Annotated in this window: 19 protein-coding genes; 11 read left to right on the top strand and 8 right to left on the bottom strand. The window is 71.9% G+C overall.

Translation table 11 applies throughout. The annotated features are described in order from the left end of the window. Positions 1-10: 10 nt before the first annotated feature. Positions 11-982 (top strand): aldo/keto reductase, encoded by a 972-nt coding sequence (locus tag ACZ39I_RS08100; RefSeq protein ID WP_467243624.1) that lies wholly within the window; start codon positions 11-13, stop codon positions 980-982. Here the strand turns inward: ACZ39I_RS08100 and ACZ39I_RS08095 are convergent. Beyond that, positions 973-1,497 carry a beta-xylosidase family glycoside hydrolase gene (locus ACZ39I_RS08095; RefSeq protein ID WP_467243623.1) on the bottom strand — a complete coding sequence of 175 codons (525 nt, stop codon included), beginning with the start codon at positions 1,495-1,497 and terminating at the stop codon, positions 973-975. The genes ACZ39I_RS08100 and ACZ39I_RS08095 overlap by 10 nt on opposite strands. 29 nt (positions 1,498-1,526) lie before the next feature. On the opposite strand from ACZ39I_RS08095, the gene ACZ39I_RS08090 reads away from it, so the two are divergent. Both ACZ39I_RS08090 and ACZ39I_RS08085 read left to right on the top strand, forming a co-directional pair. Then, positions 1,527-2,960, top strand: coding sequence for a GH1 family beta-glucosidase (locus ACZ39I_RS08090; RefSeq protein WP_467243622.1), 1,434 nt, complete (start codon positions 1,527-1,529; stop codon positions 2,958-2,960). Positions 2,961-3,043: 83 nt separating this feature from the next. After that, entirely contained in the window at positions 3,044-4,129 is a 1,086-nt protein-coding gene (locus ACZ39I_RS08085; RefSeq protein WP_467243621.1) for an ABC transporter substrate-binding protein, read from the top strand. Between the two features lie 18 nt (positions 4,130-4,147). On the opposite strand, the gene ACZ39I_RS08080 is transcribed toward ACZ39I_RS08085, so the two are convergent. The 3 genes from ACZ39I_RS08080 to ACZ39I_RS08070 form a co-directional block, all read right to left on the bottom strand. Continuing rightward, positions 4,148-4,501 carry a VOC family protein gene (locus tag ACZ39I_RS08080; RefSeq protein ID WP_352384636.1) on the bottom strand — a complete coding sequence of 118 codons (354 nt, stop codon included), beginning with the start codon at positions 4,499-4,501 and terminating at the stop codon, positions 4,148-4,150. 44 nt (positions 4,502-4,545) lie between these two features. Next, complete coding sequence (locus tag ACZ39I_RS08075; protein WP_467243620.1) at positions 4,546-5,049, bottom strand: MarR family winged helix-turn-helix transcriptional regulator; 504 nt, start codon at positions 5,047-5,049, stop codon at positions 4,546-4,548. Between the two features lie 65 nt (positions 5,050-5,114). Next, positions 5,115-7,223 (bottom strand): sensor histidine kinase, encoded by a 2,109-nt coding sequence (locus ACZ39I_RS08070; protein ID WP_467243619.1) that lies wholly within the window; start codon positions 7,221-7,223, stop codon positions 5,115-5,117. A 494-nt stretch (positions 7,224-7,717) separates the two neighbouring features. On the opposite strand from ACZ39I_RS08070, the gene ACZ39I_RS08065 reads away from it, so the two are divergent. Next, on the top strand, positions 7,718-8,635 hold the full coding sequence (locus tag ACZ39I_RS08065) for an LLM class F420-dependent oxidoreductase (RefSeq protein ID WP_467243618.1): 918 nt from the start codon (positions 7,718-7,720) through the stop codon (positions 8,633-8,635). Between the two features lie 6 nt (positions 8,636-8,641). Here ACZ39I_RS08065 and ACZ39I_RS08060 read toward each other — a convergent pair whose 3' ends face one another. Together ACZ39I_RS08060 and ACZ39I_RS08055 are read right to left on the bottom strand one after the other, a co-directional pair. Beyond that, positions 8,642-9,763, bottom strand: a complete 1,122-nt coding sequence (locus ACZ39I_RS08060) for a PP2C family protein-serine/threonine phosphatase (RefSeq protein WP_467243617.1) — start codon at positions 9,761-9,763, stop codon at positions 8,642-8,644. Positions 9,764-9,859: 96 nt separating this feature from the next. Beyond that, positions 9,860-11,572: a helix-turn-helix domain-containing protein gene (locus ACZ39I_RS08055; protein ID WP_467243616.1), complete on the bottom strand. Its 1,713-nt coding sequence runs from the start codon at positions 11,570-11,572 to the stop codon at positions 9,860-9,862. A 169-nt stretch (positions 11,573-11,741) separates the two neighbouring features. On the opposite strand from ACZ39I_RS08055, the gene ACZ39I_RS08050 reads away from it, so the two are divergent. From ACZ39I_RS08050 to ACZ39I_RS08025, 6 genes are all read left to right on the top strand, one after another. Beyond that, the gene (locus tag ACZ39I_RS08050; protein WP_467243615.1) at positions 11,742-13,481 is read left to right on the top strand and encodes an FAD-dependent oxidoreductase; all 1,740 of its coding nucleotides are present in this window, start codon (positions 11,742-11,744) and stop codon (positions 13,479-13,481) included. A gap of 51 nt (positions 13,482-13,532) precedes the next feature. Next, on the top strand, positions 13,533-14,402 hold the full coding sequence (locus tag ACZ39I_RS08045; protein ID WP_467243614.1) for an intradiol ring-cleavage dioxygenase: 870 nt from the start codon (positions 13,533-13,535) through the stop codon (positions 14,400-14,402). Beyond that, complete coding sequence (locus tag ACZ39I_RS08040; protein WP_467243613.1) at positions 14,399-15,466, top strand: maleylacetate reductase; 1,068 nt, start codon at positions 14,399-14,401, stop codon at positions 15,464-15,466. The genes ACZ39I_RS08045 and ACZ39I_RS08040 overlap by 4 nt, the downstream gene beginning before the upstream one ends. Before the next feature lie 43 nt (positions 15,467-15,509). Beyond that, positions 15,510-16,424, top strand: a complete 915-nt coding sequence (locus ACZ39I_RS08035; RefSeq protein ID WP_467243612.1) for a YceI family protein — start codon at positions 15,510-15,512, stop codon at positions 16,422-16,424. A 50-nt stretch (positions 16,425-16,474) separates the two neighbouring features. Next, positions 16,475-16,882 (top strand): DUF3224 domain-containing protein, encoded by a 408-nt coding sequence (locus ACZ39I_RS08030; protein ID WP_352384656.1) that lies wholly within the window; start codon positions 16,475-16,477, stop codon positions 16,880-16,882. Positions 16,883-17,030: 148 nt separating this feature from the next. After that, positions 17,031-18,137, top strand: coding sequence for an NAD(P)/FAD-dependent oxidoreductase (locus ACZ39I_RS08025; RefSeq protein ID WP_467243611.1), 1,107 nt, complete (start codon positions 17,031-17,033; stop codon positions 18,135-18,137). 287 nt (positions 18,138-18,424) lie between these two features. Here ACZ39I_RS08025 and ACZ39I_RS08020 read toward each other — a convergent pair whose 3' ends face one another. After that, positions 18,425-19,102 (bottom strand): LuxR C-terminal-related transcriptional regulator, encoded by a 678-nt coding sequence (locus ACZ39I_RS08020; RefSeq protein ID WP_467243610.1) that lies wholly within the window; start codon positions 19,100-19,102, stop codon positions 18,425-18,427. A gap of 217 nt (positions 19,103-19,319) precedes the next feature. Here ACZ39I_RS08020 and ACZ39I_RS08015 point away from each other — a divergent pair, with 217 nt between their 5' ends. Beyond that, complete coding sequence (locus ACZ39I_RS08015) at positions 19,320-20,171, top strand: hypothetical protein (RefSeq protein WP_467243609.1); 852 nt, start codon at positions 19,320-19,322, stop codon at positions 20,169-20,171. Between the two features lie 35 nt (positions 20,172-20,206). Here the strand turns inward: ACZ39I_RS08015 and ACZ39I_RS08010 are convergent, their stop codons facing one another. Beyond that, on the bottom strand, positions 20,207-21,052 hold the full coding sequence (locus tag ACZ39I_RS08010) for a helix-turn-helix domain-containing protein (RefSeq protein ID WP_467243608.1): 846 nt from the start codon (positions 21,050-21,052) through the stop codon (positions 20,207-20,209). Positions 21,053-21,104: the final 52 nt, after the last annotated feature.

Raw genomic sequence — 21,104 nt, 5'->3', positions numbered from 1 at the left:
ACGACAGCACATGCGTTACCGCGAACTCGGCCGCACCGGACTGACCGTGTCGGAGATCGGCTACGGCGCCTGGGGACTGGGCCAGGGAGCCTGGGTCGGCGCCGACGACGACTCCGCCGTACGCGCCCTGCACCGCGCTCTCGACCTGGGCGTCACCTTCATAGACACCGCCCGGGCCTACGACCGAAGCGAGCGCGTCGTCGGCCGCGCGCTCAAGGAACTGCCGGGCGGTGGCGACGGCGTCCATGTGGCGACGAAGGCCGGGCCCAAGGTGCCCGTCTCGCTGGCGCCCAGCGGTCTTGACCCCATGGAGGTGTTCCCCGGCTCCCATCTGCGCGAGAGTCTGGAGACCAGCCTGCGCGAACTCGGCCGCGACCACGTCGACCTCCTCCAGCTGCACACCTGGGAGGACGAATGGACCGGCCAGGGCGACCTGTTGGAGACGGTGGACGCCCTCAAGCAGGAGGGCAAGATCAGGTTCTTCGGGATCTCCGTCAAGGACCACCAGCCCGAGAACGTCCTCCGCGTGCTGCGCACCGGCGTCCTGGACACCGTCCAGGTCATCTACAACGTCTTCGAACAGACCCCCGCTGACGCCCTGTTGCCGGCCTGCGAGGAGTACGGCGTCGGCGTGATCGTCCGTGTCGCCCTCGACGAAGGCGCCCTCACCGGATCGATCCGCAAGGGAGTCACCTTCCCCGAAGGGGACTGGCGCAACTGGTACTTCAGGGAGGACCGGCCCGCCCAGGTCGAGCAGCGCGTCGACGCCATCCTCGCCGACCTGGGCATCGGAGTCGACGAACTCCCGTCCGCCGCCCTGCGGTTCGCTCTCGCGGGGCCGGCGGTCTCCACGGTCGTCGTGGGGATGCGGTCCCTGACGAACGTCGAACGCAACGCGGCGATCGCGGACGCCCCGCCGCTCACCCCGCGAGAGCTGTCCCTGCTGGCCGGGCACCGCTGGGCGAAGAACTTCTACAGCTGATCCGTTCCCGCGCCGACGGCAGGGCGGGGCCCGTACTCGAACCACCGCACAAGGGCCTCGCCCGCGTTGCCCACCTCCGCGTCGCCCACGCCGTACAGGCCGATGTGGACGCCGACGAACCCGCCGGCGCGTTCCGTGCTGAAGAAGGGCCGCTCGATGCCGCCCACGGTGCTGTTCCCGGCGTGGAAGGTGTAGCCGGACTCGTCGCTCTCCACCGCGAGGACGACCTCGGCGTCGGTCACGGCGACGGCGCCGAGACGGGTGGCGGTGCCCGCCTCCACCGCGGTGAGGACGACCTGTCGCGCTCCGTCGGTGCCGGCGGTGGTGGCGTGCCACCGGTGGTTCTGGAACACGACCAGCCCCGCCTCCTGCGTCGGCGCGGCGGCGAAACGGACGCGGGGGCGAGAACGCGGGCGTACTCCGAGGCAGACGGGGGGTAGCGGGATTGGCCGGGGCGGAGGTCTTGACAGCTTGTTAACGTTAACATCACCGTGGTTCCCGGGCACCGCCCCCATCCCCTGGCCCTCACCGGAAAGCGACCCGCATGTCGACAGCCCAGCCCCTGTCCTTCCCCGCGCACTTCCTCCTAGGCTCCGCGACCGCCGCCTACCAGATCGAGGGCGCCGCCGACGAGGACGGGCGCGGTCCCTCCATCTGGGACACCTACTCCCACACGCCGGGCAAGACGTGGAACGGTGACACCGGTGACGTGGCCGCCGACCACTACCACCGCCTCGACGAGGACCTCGACCTCATGGCGTCCCTGGGCCTCAAGGCCTACCGGTTCTCCATCGCCTGGCCGCGCATCCAGCCCACCGGCCGGGGCCCGGCCAACCCCAAGGGGCTGGACTTCTACAGCCGGCTGGTCGACGGCCTGCTCCAGCGGGACATCGCCCCCGTCGCGACCCTGTACCACTGGGACCTGCCGCAGGCCCTCGAGGACGAGGGTGGCTGGACGAACCGCGAGACCGCCTTCGCCTTCGCCGAGTACGCCCGTGTCGTCGGCGAGGCCCTCGGTGACCGGGTCGCGATCTGGACCACGCTGAACGAGCCGTGGTGCTCCGCCTACCTCGGCTACGGCGCCGGAGCCCACGCCCCCGGCCGCAGCGACGGCGCCGCGGCGCTGACCGCGGTCCACCACCTCAACCTCGCCCACGGGCTGGCGGTTCAGCAGCTCAGGGAGGTCACCACCAACGACCCGCAGTACTCGGTCACCCTCAACTTCCATGTCCTGCGCGGCGAGGGGGACGGTGCCGAGGAAGCCGTACGCCGCATCGACGCGCTGGCCAACCGCGCCTTCACCGAACCCCTGCTGCGTGGCCACTACCCGCGGGACCTCATTCAGGACACCGCGGGCGTCACGGACTGGTCGTTCGTCGAGGACGGTGACCTCGCCCTGATCCGGCAGCCCCTGGACCTGCTCGGCGTCAACTACTACGCCACCACCCGGGTTCGCCTGTGGGACGGCACGACGGCACGTCAGAACAACGACGGTCACAAGGACATGGGCGGCTCGCCCTGGCCCGGCTCCCCGCAGGTCGAGTTCGTCGCGCAGGAGGGCCCGCACACCGCCATGGGCTGGAACATCGACCCCGACGGACTCGAAGAACTCCTCCTGGACCTGCACGCCCGCTTCCCGGACCAGCCCCTGGTCGTCACCGAGAACGGGGCGGCCTTCGAGGACCACCTCACCACCCGCCCGGACGGCAGCCTTGCCGTCCACGACCCGGAGCGCGTCGACTACCTCCACCGGCACTTCGTCGCCGCCCACCGGGCGCTCGCCGCCGGCGTCGATCTGCGCGGGTACTTCGTGTGGTCGCTGATGGACAACTTCGAGTGGGGATACGGCTATTCGAAGCGCTTCGGCATCGTCCACGTCGACTACGAGACCCAGCGCCGCACGCTGAAGGACAGCGCCCTGTGGTACCGGGAACTGACGACGACGGGCGTCATCCCGCCCCCCGGAACCACGGAGTAGCCCGGACGGGGCGGACGGCCGGGTGGAGCGGGGACCGTCAATGGGGTTGCCTGCGGGGGAGAGGGGCGGGTGCAATGTCCGGCATGACCACCCAGGCGCGTCCGGCGACACGGCCGGTCCGGATCGGCGCGCTCGTTCCCCTGACCCGGCCCGGGTGGGTCGAGGCGGGCCGGCACCTGCTCGCCGGCCTGGAGCTGGCCGTCGATGACGTCAATGACACCGGCGGGATCGGCGGAAGGCCACTCGAGCTGCTGGTGAGGGACACCGCGGCTGATCCGCAGCGGGCAGCGGCGGCCGTGGACGAACTGGCTCGGCTGGGCGTGGCCGCCGTGGCGGGTGAGCATCACAGCGTCGTCGCCCGCGCCGCCGCCACCAGGGCCGACGCCCTCCGCCTGCCGTTCCTCTGCTCGTCGGCAGTTCTCGACACGCTGACCGAACAGCCGACGGAATGGGTCGCGCGGCTGCCCCCGCCGCAGTCCCACGGCTGGCAGGTCTACGCGGAGTTCCTCCTCGGAGCGGGTCACCGCCGGATCGCCGTGGCGAGCGAACCGAGCCTCTACTGGGCGGCGGGGACCCGCATCCTGCGCGACCACCTCGCTCCGCGCGGCGGAACCGTCATCGAACTCGACGCCCGGGCACTCACCTCCGAGGACGTGTGCGACCGGCTCGTGGACCGGCGGGCGACGGCCCTCCTGCTCCTGGCCGGCTTCCCCGAGCCGGCCGTGTCGATCGTCGGATCCGTCCGCCGTGACCAGCGCCTCGCCGAGTGCATGATCGGCGCTCCGGCCGGGCAACCCGAGTTCGCCGAATGGGCGGCCCTGCTGGGCGGCGACGGCGCCGGAATCCCGTTCCTGCGCTATCTGCCCGAGCACCTCGGCCCACTCGGTACGCGGGTGGAGACCGCCCTCCGCGAGCGGTTGGGTGCGGCGCCCTCCTTCGTGGGCTTCGACACGATCGCCGTCCTCGCCGACGTGCTGCGCTCGCACGGGACGGATCGGGCGGGCATCGCCGGGGCCTGGCCGCGCGTGGCGGTCGAAGGCACCCGCGGGCCGATCCGGTTCTCCCGCGTGCCCGGCGTCAGCGTCTGGCAGTGGGACCGGGCACCGGTCCGGATCGTCGACCGGGATCCGTCGGAACCCGGCCGCTTCCGGATCCGGCACACCGGCTGAGACCGGGGTTTCGGCCGGTCAGGCGGGCTGCCACAGCTCGATGCGGTTACCCTCCGGGTCGGTGACCCAGCCGAATCGGCCGACGCCCTCCATGTCCTGGGTCTCCTCGGCCACGTCCGCTCCGGCGGCGCGCAGTTGCGCGAGCATGGCGTCCAGGTCGCGGACCCGGAAGTTGAGCATGGTCTGCTGCGCGCGGGACCCGAAGTAGGCGGTCCCGGACTCGAACGTCGCGAACACCGTGGGCCCGGCCTCCTGCCGCCACAGTCCGTTCTCGTCGGCCTCCAGGCCCAGGCAGTCGCGGTACCACGCGCTCAGGGCCACGGGGTCGTCCGACCTGAGGAAGTATCCGCCGATTCCCAGCACACGTTCCATGCCGGCCATCCTGCCAGGAGCGCGTGCCGCCTGCCTCGGGGGACTCAGGGCAGCAGGGGCAGGGAGTCCCGGGCCGCGTGGCTGAGAATGCGCAGATCCTCCGCGAAGCGTTCCCGGTGGGCGGCGGGCAGGGGCTCCAGGAAGTACCGCTTGATGTTCTCCACGTGCAGCCGGGAAGCGCGTACGGCGGTCTCCTCGCCCAGGGGCGTCAGATTGACCAGGCGTCCGCGCCGGTCGTCCGGGTCCGTGACGCGCCGCACCAGCCCCGCCGCCTCCATCCGGTCCACCAGCCGCGTCGCCCCGCCCGTGCTGAGCACCTGCTCCTGGCCGATCGCCCGCATCGACAGCCCCGGCTCGCCCGCCCGGCCCAGGATCAGCAGCACCTCGTACATCAGGTGGCTGATCCCGCACTCCTCCTCTATCCGCCGGCCCAGGATGTACTCCAGCCGGTTCGCGGCGCCCTGCAGCCGCCCGAACGCCAGGACCAGCGCGTCGTCGGCCGCCTCCTTGGCGGTCGTGATCTCCCTCTGAGCGTCCTGCTCGCCCACGGCACCTCCGTATGTTCCTGCAGGGGGAACCTATCGCGCCCGATCGCGGTCGCGGTGCCGGACGTCTACCTGTCGTTCCAGGCCTCGTAACCGCGGGCGGTGGTCTCGGGGAAGCCGGGGTCCGTGAAGGTCGCCAGCGCCATGGTGTCGATGTCGGACTCCGCCGGTGTTCCTCGGTAGGTGATCGTGTCCGGGAGCATCGCCAGTGCCGTCGTGCCCTGGCCCTCCTCGGACGGGCGGAGCTGGACGCGGATGCCGTGCCGGTCCGCGAGCCGGCCGACCACGTACAGGCCCATGCGCTGGGAGATCGCCGCGTCCACGGTGGGCGGGTCGGCCAGGGTGTGGTTGATGTCGGCCAGCTCCTCCGGCGGCAGCCCGATGCCCCGGTCGTGGATCTCGACCATGATCCGGCCGTCGGGCAGCCGCGCCGCGGTGACCCGGACCCGGGACTGCGGTGAGGAGAACGTCGTCGCGTTCTCCACGAGTTCGGCCAGCATGTGCACCAGGTCGGTCACGGCGCGGCCGTGGATCTCGGCCTCCGGGACGCCCGCCAGCTCGACCCGCTCGTACTGCTCGACCTCCGAGGCCGCGGCGCGGATCACGTCGACCAGGGGCAGCGGCTGGTCCCACTGCTGGGCGGGGGTCTCACCGCCGAGCACCAGGAGGTTCTCGCCGTTGCGGCGCACGCGGGTGGCGAGGTGGTCCATCTTGAAGAGGTTCTCCAGCTGGTCGGGGTCCGCCTCCTTGCCCTCCAGACTGGTGATCAGGGCGAGTTGACGCTCGATCAGCGACTGGTTGCGACGCGCCAGGTTGCTGAAGATCGTGTTGATGTTGGCGCGCAGCAGGGCCTGTTCGGCGGCGAGCCGGACCGCCTCGCGGTGCACGTGGTCGAAGGCGCGGGCGACCTCGCCGATCTCGTCCGTGGTGGTGATCGGTATCGGCACCACCTGGGCGTCGACCCGGCCGGGGATGGCCCGGGTGAGCTGGGTGAGCAGGGCGGGGAGCCGCTGCCCGGCGATCTCGTGGGCCGAGGCGCTCAGCCGGCGCATGCTCGTGCTCATCGTCCGGGCCACCCAGGCGGCCAGCAGGAAGGCGACGAGGACCGCGGTCAGCACCAGCACGGCGTTGATGACGGCGTCGTTGCGGGCGTCGTCGGCGATGCTGTGGGCGTCCGCCAGCGCGCTGTCGGTGAGGTGCACCTCGACACCGCGGTACGCGTCGAAGCTGAGGGTGGAGGCGGCGAAGAACGCCTCGGGCGTGATGCCCTCGGCGGCGAGCTGCTCCGCCGACTTGCCCGAGGCGATCTCGCCGGCCATCTTCGCCAGGCCCGGCGCGGCCACGAAGGTCTTCCCCGCCGCCTCGGCCTGCGTCTGCGCCTGCTCGGCCTGCTCCTTGCCCCGCTTCTCCGCGTCGGACAGCGCCTTGCGCAGCCGGGTCATGTCGTCGGCGGTGCCGGCGCCGGCGTACTCCTGGAGCGCGACCTGTTCCAGATAGACGTAGGAACTGAACGAGCCGAGCTGGGCCTGCAGTTCGCCCGGGGCGAGCTTGGCGCGGTCCTCGACGAGGAGGTGGGTGCCGATCGCCCGGATCAGGGACTCGGCGGCCTGGGTGAGGGACGCGGCGTAGAGGGTGCGGCCGAAGCTCGCCTGGTTGCTGCTGCCGAAGCCCAGCTCGTTGGAGAGTTCCATCAGCGGGTGCTGGACGGCGTGGTAGCTCTCCTCGGTCTGCACGCCGGTCAGCCGGGAGGTGAAGGCGTTCGCGCGCACGGACGCGAGCTGCTTCTCGCCGATGCGCACGAGTTCGACCCGGCGCAGCAGTCCGGCGGTCCGCGGCATCCGCTCCACCGCCTCGTTGAACCTCTCGGCGTCCGCGTCGGTGATCGCGCGGGCCTTCGTGACCACCGTCGATGTCCGGTCGCCCTTGACCAGGGGGATCACCGACACATCGCGTTCGTCGATGGCGTCGCTGGCGTACTTGTTGGCCGCCTGGACCAGTTCCGCCACGCGGACCGCGTCGTCGGCGTCCTGCCAGGTGTCGATGGAGCGCTTGACCCGGATACCGCCGAGGACAAGGGCCACGATGACCGGGATGAGGAGGATGGCCTGGAGTTTCCTGGCCACGCGCCAGTTGCGGGTTCCCCAGCCCCGGCGGGTGGCGGTCGGTGCGTTCGACAAGATGGCCTCACGGTTCTGGTTCGCCTCGCGTCCTGCACTCCTAACAACGTGGCGCACAGGGGTGGGTGTTCAGTTCGGCCCCACTTGTTCGGATCCGCCTGCCGAGCGAACCGGTGAAGGCGAGCGGTGTCGGCCAGTGTCACAGATTCCTGCGCTGTCCTGTCCTGCTTCTGCACATAGGCCGCCCGGGTGGCTCCCGTGTACGTCCCGGGCGTCAGCGTCTTGCCGGTCGGCGCCGCGAGGTCCAGGTACCACCAGTCACCGTTCGCTCCGTCGACGGAGACGGAGACGGAGACCACCCTGTTGTCGGTGTGGCCGGAGACGTTCATGCGGTCCTGGGACGCCGTCGTGTAGGCGTAGGACTGGCCGCCGCTGATGTACACCTCGCCGACCTGTGGATCCGCACCGGGGTCCACGGGCTCCGGCGGCCAGGCTCGGCCTCGGACACACTGCGGAGAGGAATTCCCGTGCAGGGCACGGCAGTTGCTTCAGGTATGACCCTTGGACTGGCTCTTCCTCTCCATCATCGGATCGACCCCACGGTGCAGCTCGCGCGGGAGGCCCACGAGGCCGGACTGCGTTCCGTGTGGTTCGGGCAGACCTTCGGGTACGACTCTCCCTCGCTGGCCGCCGTCGTCGGCCGCGAGGTGCCCGGACTCCAGGTCGGCACCTCCGCGATCCCCGTCTTCGGCCGCCATCCCCTGCTCGTCGCCAGTCAGGCGCTCACGGCCCAGGCCGCCACCGGCGGCCGCTATCACCTCGGACTCGCGCTCGGCACCAAGCACTTCACCGAGACCGGGTTCGGCATCCCGTACGAGCGCCCCATCGCCCGGCTGCGGGAGTTCCTCACCGCCCTGCGCCTGCTCGTGGAGACCGGCAGCGCCGACTTCCACGGCGAGCTGCTGACCGCCACGACCCCGCTGCCGGCCACGGTGCCGGGCGCCGAACCACCGGTGCCGATCCTGGTCGCCGCCATGGCGCCGCAGGCCCTGCGTGCCTCCGGTGAACTCGCCGACGGCATCCTGCCGTTGCTCGCCGGCCCGCGCGCTCTCGCCGAGCACATCGTCCCGGCCGTCACCGCCGCGGCCGAGTCGGCGGGCCGCCCGGCACCGCGGATCGTGGCCTTCGTGCCGGGCGTGGTCACCGCCGACGTCGAGGCCGTTCGGCGGACGGCGACCGAGACGCTCGCGTTCTACGAGCAGTTCCCCTCCTACCAGCGCGTCCTCGGCCTCTCCGGCGCCACCCGGGCCGCGGACCTGGCCGTCATCGGCGACGAGGAGACCGTCGCCGCCGAAGTGCGCCGCTACCGTGACGCGGGGGCCACGGAGGTGGTGTTCACCGCGACGGACCTGGGCGGCGACGAGGACCAGCGCCGCACCTGGAAGCTGCTGGGGGAACTGGCGGACGGCTGAGCGGCCTCAGGGGCGCAGGGAGCGGCGGACCGTCAGGACGGCCACGTCGTCGTGCGGGCCGCCGCGGCCGGCGAACGCGCGGGCGTCGTCGTGCAGGGCCTGCGGCAGCTCGGTGGGGGAGAGGCCGACGTACTTCGTCAGGCGCTCGTCGACCGGGTAGAAGGCGCCGTCCGCGGAGCGGGTCTCCGTCAGGCCGTCGGTGCTCAGCAGCAGCGTCGCGCCCTCGGGGAAGTCGAACCAGCCCACGGTCGTGGGCTCGTGGGCGAGTTCGGCCAGGCCCAGCGGGACCCCGGGCTCGAGTTCGGGAGTGCGCACGGACCCCTCGTGGAGCACATGCGGCAGCACGTGTCCGCAGTTCACGGCCTGCACCTCGGTGTCCGCGTCGACGCAGACGATGAGCGCGGTGACGAAGCGTTCGTCGTCGCCGGTGTGCAGGGCGTAGGAGTTGTGCCGTACGACGGTGGCGTCCAGGGCGTCCACGAGCGCGGTGAGGGTGGGCTCGCGGTAGGCCGCCTCCCGGAAGGCGCCGATGACGGCGAACGCGGTGCCCACGGCGGCGAGCCCCTTGCCCTGGACGTCCCCGATCAGCACCCGGGTGCCGAAGGGCGAGTCGACGACATCGTAGATGTCCCCGCCGACGAGGCGTTCCTCCTGGAGTGGCTCGTACACGCCGTTGACCAGCACGTCGTCGGTCAGCAGGGGGAGGGGGTGCAGGATGTGCCGCTGCATGGCCGCGGCGGTGGAACGCAGCCGCAGCATCGCGTGCTCGCGTTTGATCCGGCGGTGGCATCCGTAGACGGAGGTCGCCGCCAGGACCAGGGTGAACAGGACCAGCAGCAGCCGGTCGAACCAGTGGCCCGCGTTGCGGTCCCGCAGCAGCACGCTGGCCGTGACGACGAGCGTGGTCCACACGGCGACGAACGCCGTCTGCCGCACCGTGCCCAGCGCCGAGGCGGCACCCGGCAGGAACACCAGGAGCCCCAGAAGCCACACCTCGGACCCGGACAGCGCGCCGAGGAACTCAACCAGGCCGGTCACGGTCACCACGGCGGCGACCAGCCGGGCGTCGCCCGGAGGCTCGATGGTGTCGAAGGTGTCGCCGGGTCTCTTGCGGCGGCTACCGGTCATGCGCGCTCCCGGGCAGATGGTGATCTGCCTCTACGGTATGCAGGCACCCGCCGGCCTGGAGCGGCGCCCCGCCGATCAGCGCTCACCCTCGGCTCCTCAGCCCTCGTACTCCCGCAGTTTGCGATACAGCGTCGCCCGCCCGATGCCGAGTGCCGCCGCCGCGCGGGACTTGTTGCCGCCGTGGCGGTGCAAAGTCTTGAGGATCGTGGTGCGTTCGGCGTGTTCCATCGGGCTGAGCGGACGAACAGGTGGTCCCTGCCGCACGGTGTCCGGCAGTTCGGCCCGGCGGACCGGGCCCCGAACGCGTCGGTGCTCCGCCAGGGACTGGACGACGTGGGCGAGTTCGGTGACGTTCCCGGGCCACGGATGCTGTTCGAGCACGCTCAGGGCATCCAGGGTCCAGGTCAGCGGAGGAGCTCCCGGTGCCGGACGCGGCGCGAGGGCCGACAGCAACTCCCTGATGTCCTCGGTGCGTTCCCGCAGCGGCGGCAGGACGACCGTGCGGGCGGCCAGCTTGTCGAGGAGCCGCTGCAGGCAGGGGCCGGGCGCGGTTCCGGGGGTGTGGGTCACCAGCAGCCGGGTGTCCGGGTGCGTGTCGAGCAGGGAGTTGAGCGTGGCCACGGCGGACTGCGTCAGCCGCTCGGCGTGCCGGAGGACCAGGGGGCTCCCCGCGGCCCAGGCCGCCAAGTCCCCTTGGAGCGCGCCCTCTTCCGCCGCGTCGACCAGCTGGAGGCCGCCCGTCCCCAGCAGCTCCCTGGCCAGCGCGGTCTTCCCCGTGCCCCGTTCACCGGTCAGCAGCACGGGCTCGGGGGAGCGGACCAGCTCGGCGGCGCGCTGCACGGCGTACGCCCACGGCGGGGAAGAGCCGGCCAGACGGGACAGCGGGCGTGGCCGGGGCCTCGGTGGGCCCTCCTCCCGCGGTTCCAGGACGGCCACGATCCCCACGACCGCGCCCTCCTGACGCACCAGGTCGATCCGGGCCCCGCACCCTGCTCCTTCGGGCAACTCGGCGGCCACCGGCGCATCCGTGTGCCGTGCCGTCATCGCCGCACGCTCAAGAGCCCGAAGCACCTCCGGAGTCGCGAGCCGCTCCGCCGCCGCGCTGATCAGGCGGTTGCGGCCGTCCAGCGCGGCCACCGCAGGGCCCTCTCCTCGTGACGCTCGCGCGTAGGCGTCCAGGAGGACCTGTTCGGGTCGTCCCGCCCGCGCCGGCAGTTCGGCCTCGATCGCGGCGGCGGCGGCCTCGGCGAGCGCCGCCTGCGGGTGCGGCCGGCGCCCGCCGCACAGGTGGGAGGCGACGGTGACCGTGCCGAGTGCCTGTCCGCTGTTCGGCGCGAGGACCGGGACGCTGACCGCCGACACGTCCTGCCACACGTCGAGGAAGTGCTCGGGCCCGTGCACCTCGGCACGGCACCGGCCGCGCAGGGCGAGGGCCGCGCTGTTGTGCCCGACCTCCTGCTCCGACAGCCCCGGGCAGGGGGCGAACCCGCCGGTGTTCCCGGACGTCCACAGCACGCGCAGCCGCGCGTCGGTGAGGAGGAGGACGTGGTGGCCGGCGTCCAGCGCGGGGGCGATCCGTTCGAGCACCGGACGGGCGGCGCCGAGCAGCGCCGACTCGGCCGGCCGGGGCGGATCGGCGGGGGGCTCCTTCAAGTCGTGCGGTACGCCGAAGAAGCGGGCCCGCCGCCACGCCGCGAGAACCTCCTCCGGCACACCGTCGGGCAGCGGGCGCCCGGCCAGGAAGCGCTCGCGCGCCACGCGCAGCGGCGGAAGGGCGTGGACTGCGGGGGAGGGCTCTGTGGTGGTCACGACCCCTCCACCGTAGCGGGTTCAGTTGAACGAGCAACGACTGCCCCGCGCGGCGGGTGGCGTCTCATGAAGGCCGGTGCGGATGTCTCATTTCGAGACACCCGCACATCGCCGCACCGGGCCATGATCGAGACTGTCCGCAGTCCGTGAGCCCCGCCAGGAGCGTGCCGTGTCCACCGTCGTCGAGACCGACGTCCTGATCGTAGGCAGCGGCCCGGCCGGAGCCTCGGCCGCGCTCGCCCTGAGCACCTACGGCGTGCCGAACATCGTCGTCACCCGCTACGCGAGCCTCGCCGACACCCCCCGCGCGCACATCACCAACCAGCGCACGATGGAGGTGCTGCGCGACCTGGGCGTCGAGCAGGACGTCGTCGCGCGGGCGACCCCGCAGCACCTGATGGGCAACACCACCTTCTGCACGAGCCTCGCCGGCGAGGAACTGGGCCGGGTGCGCTCGTGGGGCAACGATCCGCTCGTCCAGGCCGCCCACGAACTCGCCAGCCCCACCCGCATGTGTGACATGCCGCAGCACCTCATGGAGCCGGTCCTCGTCGACGCGGCCGTCGCCCGCGGCACCGGCCTGCGCTTCCAGACCGAGTACCTCTCGCACAGCCAGGACGCCGACGGCGTGACGGTCACCGTGCGGGACCGGCTGCGCGGGGACACGTACGAGATCCGCGCCAAGTACCTGATCGGCGCGGACGGCGGCCGCTCCAAGGTTGCCGAGGACGCGGGGCTTCCGATGGGCGGCCGGATGGGCGTGGCCGGCAGCATCAACATCGTCTTCGAGGCGGATCTGACCAGGTACACAGCCCACCGGCCCGCCACCCTCTACTGGGTCCTCGCCCCGGGCGCCACCGTCGGCGGCATCGGTGCGGGCCTGGTGCGCTGCGTACGGCCGTGGAACGAGTGGATGATCGTGTGGGGGTACGACGTCACGGCGGGCGCCCCAGACCTGACCACGGAGTACGCCGAGTCCGTGGTCCGCCGGCTGGTCGGCGACGACGAGATCCCCGTGACGATCACGTCGTCCTCGGCATGGACCGTCAACGAGATGTACGCCGAGACCTACTCCCACGGCCGGGTGTTCTGCGCAGGAGACGCCACCCACCGCCACCCGCCGTCCAACGGCCTCGGCTCCAACACCTCCATCCAGGACTCCTACAACCTCGCCTGGAAGCTGAAACTCGTCCTCGACGGCACCGCCGCCCCGAAGCTCCTCGACACCTACACCGCCGAACGCGCCCCGATCGGCAAGCAGGTCGTCACCCGGGCCAACCGGTCCATCGGCGAGACCGCCCCGATCTTCGAGGCCCTCGACGGACTCTCCCCGCAGACCCCCGAACAGCTGTGGGCCAACATCGCCGCCCGCAAGGACGCCACCGAGGCCGCCGAGAAGCAGCGGGCCCGGCTCCGCGAGGCCATCGCCTTCAAGGTGTACGAGTTCAACGCGCACGGCGTCGACCTCAACCAGCGCTACGCCTCGGACGCCATCGTCCCCGACGGCTCCCCCGCGGAGACCTTCCCCCGCGACCCCGAGCTCCACCACCAGCCCACCTCCCGCCCCGGCGCCCGCGTCCCGCACGCCTGGATCACCTCCGGCACCCGCGCCCTCTCCACCCTCGACACCGTGGGAAAGGGCCGCTTCACCCTGCTGACCGGCATCGGCGGCGAAGGCTGGATCCGGGCCGCCGAGGCACAGGACATCGAGATCGCCACCGTGGTCGTCGGTCCCGGGCAGCAGTACGAGGACCCGTACGGCGACTGGGCACGCCTGAGCGAGATCTCCGACGCCGGCGCCCTGCTCGTACGGCCGGACGGCTTCGTGGCCTTCCGGCACGCCACCGCGGCCCCGGACGCCCAAGCGCTGCTCACGGACGCGCTGCGGCGGATCCTCGGTCACGCCTGAGAACGCGCGACCATGGCAGAAGCGGAACGCCGTCGAGAACGAGGAGCCGGCATGACCACCGACGCGATCGGAAGCAGCGTCACCGAGGAGGCCCTCGCCGGCCTCCACGCGACCACCGATCCACGCCTGCGCGAACTCCTCGCCGGTCTGATCGGCCATCTGCACGACTTCGTGCGCGAGACCCGCCTCACCCAGCAGGAGTGGGAGAAGGCGATCACCTTCCTCACGGCGACCGGGCAGAAGTGCACCGACACCCGCCAGGAGTTCATCCTCCTCTCGGACGTCCTCGGCGTCTCCATGCTGGTCGAGACACTCAACGGCGACCGCGTACAGGGCGCCACCGAGTCCACCGTGCTCGGCCCCTTCCACATGACCGAGTCACCCGTGCGGGAACTCGGCGACGACATCGACCTGGTGGGCGGCGCCGAGCCGTGCGTGGTCAGCGGCCGGGTGCTGTCGGCGGACGGCACCCCGCTGCCCGGCGCCGTCCTCGACGTCTGGCAGGCCGACGACCGGGGCTTCTACGACGTCCAGCAGCCCGACGTGCAGCCCGCGGGCAACGGACGCGGACTGTTCACCACCGACGCCGAGGGCCGCTTCTGGTTCCGCACCTGCGTCCCGGCGCCGTACCCGATCCCCACCGACGGCCCGGTCGGGGACCTGCTCCGCGCGACCGGCCGGCACCCCTACCGGCCCGCGCACATCCACTTCATCGCCGCAGCCGAGGGCCATACCCCCGTCACCACCCACATCTTCGTCGCGGGCAGCGACTACCTCGACTCCGACGCCGTCTTCGCCGTGAAACAGAGTCTGGTGCAGGACTTCGCGACGACCGACGACCCGTCCCTGGCCGCGGAGTTCGGCATCCCGAACCCCTTCCGGCACGCCTGCTTCGACCTCGTACTGGAGCCCACCGCATGACGTTCCCGGGCGACTTCACCTACGAGAGCCGGCCCGGGCGGGTCGTCTTCCGGCCCGGGGCGGCCGTGACCGCGACCCCTGCGGAGGCCGAACAGCTGGGTCTGCGGCGGCTGTTGGTGGTGTGCGGCAGCCGGGGCGAGGCCGTCGCGCGGGCCGTGGCGGACGCCCTCGGCGACTCCTGCGCGGGGCTGCACGCCGAGGCCCGTATGCACGTACCCGTCGAGGACGCCGACCGGGCCGTGGCGGTGGCACGCGCGGCCGGGGCCGACGGCGTCGTCGCGGTCGGCGGCGGCTCGTCCATCGGCCTCGGCAAGGCGATCGCCCTGCGCACCGGACTGCCGCTGATCGCCGTGCCGTCGACCTACTCGGGTTCCGAGATGACCCCCGTCTGGGGCCTGACCGAGGGCGGGGCCAAGCGCACCGGCCGCGACCAGAGTGTCCAGCCCCGCAGCGTCGTCTACGACCCCGAGCTGACCCTCTCCCTGCCGGTGCCGCTGACCGTGACCAGCGGCATCAACGCCCTCGCGCACGCGGTGGAGGCGCTCTACGCTCCGGACACCTCGCCGCTGATCGCCCTGATGGCCCAGGACGGCGTACGGGCGATGGCCGAGGCGCTGCCGGCGCTCGCCGCGAATCCGCAGGACCTGGACGCACGGGGCCGGGCCCTGTACGGCGCGTGGCTGTGCGGCACCTGCCTCGGGGCCACGACGATGGGCCTGCACCACAAGCTCTGCCACGTCCTGGGCGGCACCTTCGGCCTGCCGCACGCCGAGACGCACACGGTCGTCCTGCCGTACGCGCTCGCGTACAACGCTCCGGCCGCTCCCGATGCGTTGATCGCGCTGGGCCGGGCACTCGACGCCGATGACCCGCCAGGAGCCCTGTGGGACCTGGCCGGACGCCTGGGCGCTCCGCGTTCCCTCGCCGAACTCGGTCTCCAGGAGACCGACCTGGCTCAGGCGGCCGCACAGGTGGCGGGGCAGCCGTACGCCAACCCCCGTCCCGTGACGGCGGACGGTGTGCGGGCGGTGCTCCGGGCGGCCCATGAGGGCCGTCGGCCGTGAGGCCCGCAGCAGTACAGCAAGTCCCCGAAGAAAGGTGAACATCATGGCCCTCGCACTCCTTCGGCGCCGGCGGTCCAAGGCTGCCCTTGCCGAGGCGGCGGGCCTCTCCGTCCCCCTCCCCGAAGGCGCCGGCGCCGTGGCCCGTGAGGTCGTCGACCCGATGGGCTCGCCCATGGCGGGCGCCGACGTCACCGTCACCGCCCTGGACACGCACCGGGTCGCCGCGCGCGGCACGACCGATCCCTACGGCTACTTCGTCGCCGTACTGCCGCCCGGCCGCTACAGCCTGATGGCCGCGGCCGAGGGACTCCAGCCGCACCGCGAGACGGTCGAGGTCGGGCCGAGCGGTGCGGGGCCCGCCGAGCGGGTCTGGCTCCAGCCGGCCCAGGCGCTCCAACTGCCCACGCCCGGCGTCTGGTTGTTCGACCCGCCGCACACCGCGATCCGCTTCATCGCCAAGCACGTCGGGATGGCCCATGTGCACGGCCGCTTCGAGCGTTTCGAGGGCGGCATCCAGGTCGCCCAGGACATGTCCCAGTCCCGGGTCCAGGTCCGCATCGACGCCTCCAGCATCACGACGGGCAACACCACCCGCGACAACCACCTGCGTTCCGGTGACTTCCTCGACGTGGAACGCTTCCCCCACATCGACTTCGTCAGCAGCCGCTTCGCCTACCGGGGCGGCAGCAAATGGACCCTGCAGGGCTCCCTGACCATGCACGGCGTGAGCCGCTCGGTCGCCCTCGACACGACCTACCTGGGCACGGTCAACGGCGGCTACGGCGAGGAACTGCGCTGCGCGGCCCTCGCGACGGCCGAGCTGCACCGCGAGGACTACACGTTGAACTGGCGGTCCATGCTGGCCCGGGGCATCGCCGTCGTCGGCCCCACGGTCCAGCTGGAACTGGACGTCCAGGCGATGTACCGCACCCACGACACGCCGACCCCGCCGGAGTAGCCGCGAGCGGCCGGCCGGGCATTGTCAGACCCGGCCGGTACCGTCGGCCCATGAGAGCAGACGGAACATTCAGCGTGAAGGCGTTCGTCCCGACCGAGCTGAAGCCCGAGCCGGCCGTGGCCACCGGGCTCCCGGTCGGTGTCGCGACGCTGGAGAAGCACTTCGAGGGCGAGATCGCCGGCCGCTCGGCGACCCTGTTCACCGCCGCGTACGACCAGGAGTCCGGCGTCGGCACGTATGTGGCCATGGAGTCCTTCGAGGGCTCGGTGCACGACCGGTCCGGCGCCTTCAACTTCGCGCACTCGGCGACCACCTCCGGCAGCGACCGCACCGCGGAGTTCTTCACCATCGTCCCCTCCAGCGGCACCGGGGAGCTGGCGGGGATCACCGGCACCGGGGGCCTCGCGGTCGACGCCGACGGCACCCACCGGATCTGGCTCGACTACGAACTCGGCTGACGACCGGTCCGGCGAGAACTTCACGGAAAGCACACAGGACCCCACGGTAACTTTATGTTTCAAGCGTTACGCTCACCGGCATCCGAGTGCCCGGGGGAGCGGCTCGTCCGTCATGGCACTCCTCCCCCCACGGTTCAGGAGTCTCGGCGTGAGTGACGGCGACGTAGTGGTGATCGGCGGCGGCTATGCGGGCGTCCGCCTGGCGAAACGGCTGGACACGACAGCCCGGGTCACGCTGGTGGACCGCAAGGAGGTCTTCTTCCACCGCATTTCCTCCCTGCGGGCGGGAGTTCGCAGGGAGTGGAGCGCGACCCCCTTCATCCCGTACGACCGGCTGCTGCGCCACGGCCAGGTCGTCGTGGGCAAGGTGGTCCGCATCGACACCGCCGAGCGGCAAGTGGTGCTGGCCAACGGCACGCGGCTGCCCTACGACGTGGTGGTGATCGCGACCGGCGCCGACTACCCGGAACCGGCCCGCTTCGCCGGGACCACCACCGAGGAGGCGATGAAGTCCTTCGCCGAGCACCAGCAGAAGATCGCCTTCGCCGAGCACGTCCTCGTCGTCGGCGGCGGACCCTCCGGCGTCGAACTCAGCGCCGAGATCCGGCTGGCCCGGCCGGACGCCCGGGTCACCCTCGCGCACGCGGGTCCCGCACTGCTCGCCAGCACGGGCAGCGAACGGGCCGGACGCAAGGCGCTCGAGTGGCTGGAGGCGCACGACGTGGAGGTACGGCTCGACTCCTTCATGTCCCCGGGCAACGACTTCGGTACCTACCGGGACGCCCGCGGCGAGGTCATCACCGCGGACCTCTCCTTCTGGGCGACCGGCACCACTCCCAACACGCTCTGGCTGCGCCTGGGCGGACACGGCGACTGGCTGACCCCCTCCGGGCATGTGAAGGTCGACCGGTCACTGCGGGCCGAGGGGCAGTTGGACGTCTTCGCGGTGGGCGACGTCAACGACGCCACCGAGCTCAAGATCACCCCGGCGGCGCTCGCCCAGGCCGACCTCGCCGCCTGGAACATCCGGGCCCACCTGCACAGTTCGGGCCGGCACCGCAAGGAGCCCCGCTTCTACCGGCCCTTCCACCGCACCCCGCTGATCGTGCCCTTCGGCCCGGCCGACGGGGTGACCATGCTGCCCGTGCCGGGCGGTGAGACGGCGGTGCTCGGCAGCCGCACCAGCACCCTGGCCAAGGCGAAGACCCTCATGACGCCCTACATGCGACGCCAACTCGGCTATACGGCGGCCTGATCGACGACGGCCGCCTCGGACCAGGTTCAGCATGAGCGGGCCGACGGCGGCCGTGCGCGACGAGATTCGGGTGGCCGTCGGTGTCGTTTCGCCACGGAGTGGCGCAGCGGAGGTGGTGCGCCTCGGCGGGCGCTGAACCGGAAGAGCGGGGTCGCCCGGCGCGGGAGCAGCAGTGGTCATGGTTCCCCGCGGCCGGGACGTTTCGCCGCGCGCTGCCGGCCGGGACCGGCGGCACGCGGTGGACGTCGCGGACCTGTCCGCAGAGGAGGTCCGTCAGGCGGGCCTCTTCACGCGTGCAGTACGTGCTGCGTGGGCCGGACCAGGCCCGACTCGTAGGCGAAGACCACCGCCTGGACCCGGCCGCGGGCGCCGATCTTGGTGAGGATGTTGCTGACGTGCGACTTCACGGTGGTCGGGGCGATGGAGAGCCGGTCGGCGATCTCGGCGTTGGAGTCCCCGGAGGCCACCGCGGTGAGCACATCGCGTTCGCGTCCGGTGAGGGTGTCCAGCCGGTTGCCCGGGACGGAGTCCTCGACGGCGCTCCGGCTGCGGACGGCGTCGATGAGCGCGCGGGTCAGTCCGGGGGAGACGACGACGTCACCGGCGGCCACCACCCGGACGGCCGCGACCAGTTCGTCCGCGGTGGCGTCCTCCGGAAGGTGTCCGGCCGCTCCGGCGCGCAGGGCGCCGTAGGGGTAGGCGTCGTCACCGCTGGTGAGCAGCAGGACATGCGGGGCGTGCCCGTCCGGCGCGTGGGCGAGACGGCGGACGGACTCGACGGTGTCCGCGCCGGTGCTGCGGCCGTCCAGCAGGACGACGTCCGGCCGGACCAGCGCACTCAGCCGGACCGCCTCCGGCCCGCGCGCCGCCTCGCCGACGACGGTCAGATCGGACTGGGAGTCGAGGAGCATGCGGAGGCCGACCCGCTGAAGGGACTGGCCGGTGGCGATGAGGACGCTGGTCATGGCGTGCTCCATTCTCGTCCAGCGGACAACTGCTGAACGAAACGGTTTCGTTCTCGTGGGAATCAGCGTAACTCCCGAGCAATCGATACGGGAGCGTATCGATTGTGGGGTGGCTCACATCCCGGCCGCGTTTTCCGGCCGCGGTCAGGGGCAACCCAGGGCGGCCCGGCGGCGACCCTCACAGTGAATCCCGGCCCCCACGAAGGGAGTTCACTCCATGCGCACCCGCATCGCGCGTCTCGTCACCGTCCTCGCCGCCCTGCTCGCGGTACTCGCCACCCCCGCTGTCACGGCGCCCCCCGCACAGGCGGCGGACAACTGGAACCCGCCCGCAGGTCTCGTGCAACCCCTGGGCGAGGTGTGGAACCACGTCGAGTCGACCTACTCCGACCTCTACGGCTTCCGCAACTACGGCTGGGACCAGGTCATGGCCAACAGGGGAAGCGTCAACTACTGCGTCCGGTGGGAGTCCGACGCCCCCGTCAGCGCCGCCCTCCGCGACCAGGTCCACGCCGCGCTGAAGAAGCAGTTCGGCAAGTGGATGGCGGCCATGCTCGACAACGGCACCGGCACCAACGCCTGGCCGTACACCACCGTGCCCGTCAACATCGTCGGCTGGGCGGTGAAGAACCGCTCGACCCTGCAGTGGACCGACAACTCGGTCGACATCTACGCCGGGAACCTCGACGACGGCGGCGCCCCGCAGTGCGCCCCCGACTGCGGCCGTTTCTTCCACCAGGACGGCAACTACGCGAAATGCCCCGGCGGTGTGACCCGCCACTACGACCAGTCGCTCTGGCTCACCAAGGGCTTCCAGGGCGGCGCGGGCGGGGACTGGGGCCAGCGTGTCGGCCAGGAGTACTTCACCGGGGCCCTCGCCCAGGAGGACATCCACATCTACCTCCACGAGGTCGGCCACACCTTCGGCCTCGACGACTTCTACGACTGGACCCCGACCGGCCAGTGCTGCTTCCTGATGAACGCGGGCAGCGCGACCCGGATCACCGACTTCGACAAGTGGATGCTGCGCGACTTCTGGCGCCACCTGAAGAGCCGGTACGGCTACTGAGGGCAGGGGGCGGCCGACGGGGAAGCAGAGCTCCGCTAGCCGCTCTCCACCAGGTTCTGCGTGCCGAGCACCGAGATCAGCCGCAGCTTCTCGGCGGCCTCGGTGCCCGGCTCGGCCGAGTACACGAGGATGTGGAGGTCGTTCTCCTCCACCCGGAGCAGGTCGCAGTCGAGCGTGAGCGGGCCGACCTGCGGATGCTCGATCGTCTTGTGCGAGGCGGCGAGACGGCCCACCGCCCCCGCGTCCCACAACTCGGCGAACCTCTCGCTCCTCGTACGCAACTCAGCGATGAGGGTTATGAGTTGACGGTCCGCGGGATAGCGGGCGGTGGCCGCGCGCAGTTCGGCGACCATGCCCGCCTCGAAGTCACGCCGTTCCTCCGGGGTGTGCCGTACCCGGGTCGGCATGCCCGTGAAGTTGCGCCACACGCCGTTGCGTTCGAAACCGCGCAGGACGGACGGATCGCCCATCAGGGCCGCGTACATCGGATTGGCCAGCAGCAGCGTCATGGCCGCGTCGGAGACCGCGACGGGAGTGTCCACCAGCCGGTCCAGCAGCCGCTGCACGCTGGGCGTGATGAAAGCGGGCACGACCTCAGGGCCCGGCGGTACCAGTCCCGCGAGACCGAACAGGTACGTCCGCTCGTCCGCCGAGAGCCGCAGTGCCCGGGCCAACGCCTCGACCACCTGCACGGACGGGTTGGCCGCGCGCCCCTGTTCGAGACGCGTGACGTAGTCGACCGAGATGCCGGCCAGCAGGGCCAGCTCCTCGCGCCGCAGCCCGGCCGCCCGCCGATGGCCCCCCGAGGAGAGCCCCGCCGCGTCCGGGGCGACCCGGTCGCGCCAGCGCCGCAGCGCCTGTCCCAGTTCTGTTGCCGCCATGCTCCTCAGTGAACACCGCCGGCCGCCGACGTGCCTGGTACCGCCGGTCCCA

This window comes from Streptomyces sp. NPDC024687, assembly GCF_055559055.1.
This window is presented reverse-complemented; position numbering and strand designations above follow the sequence as displayed.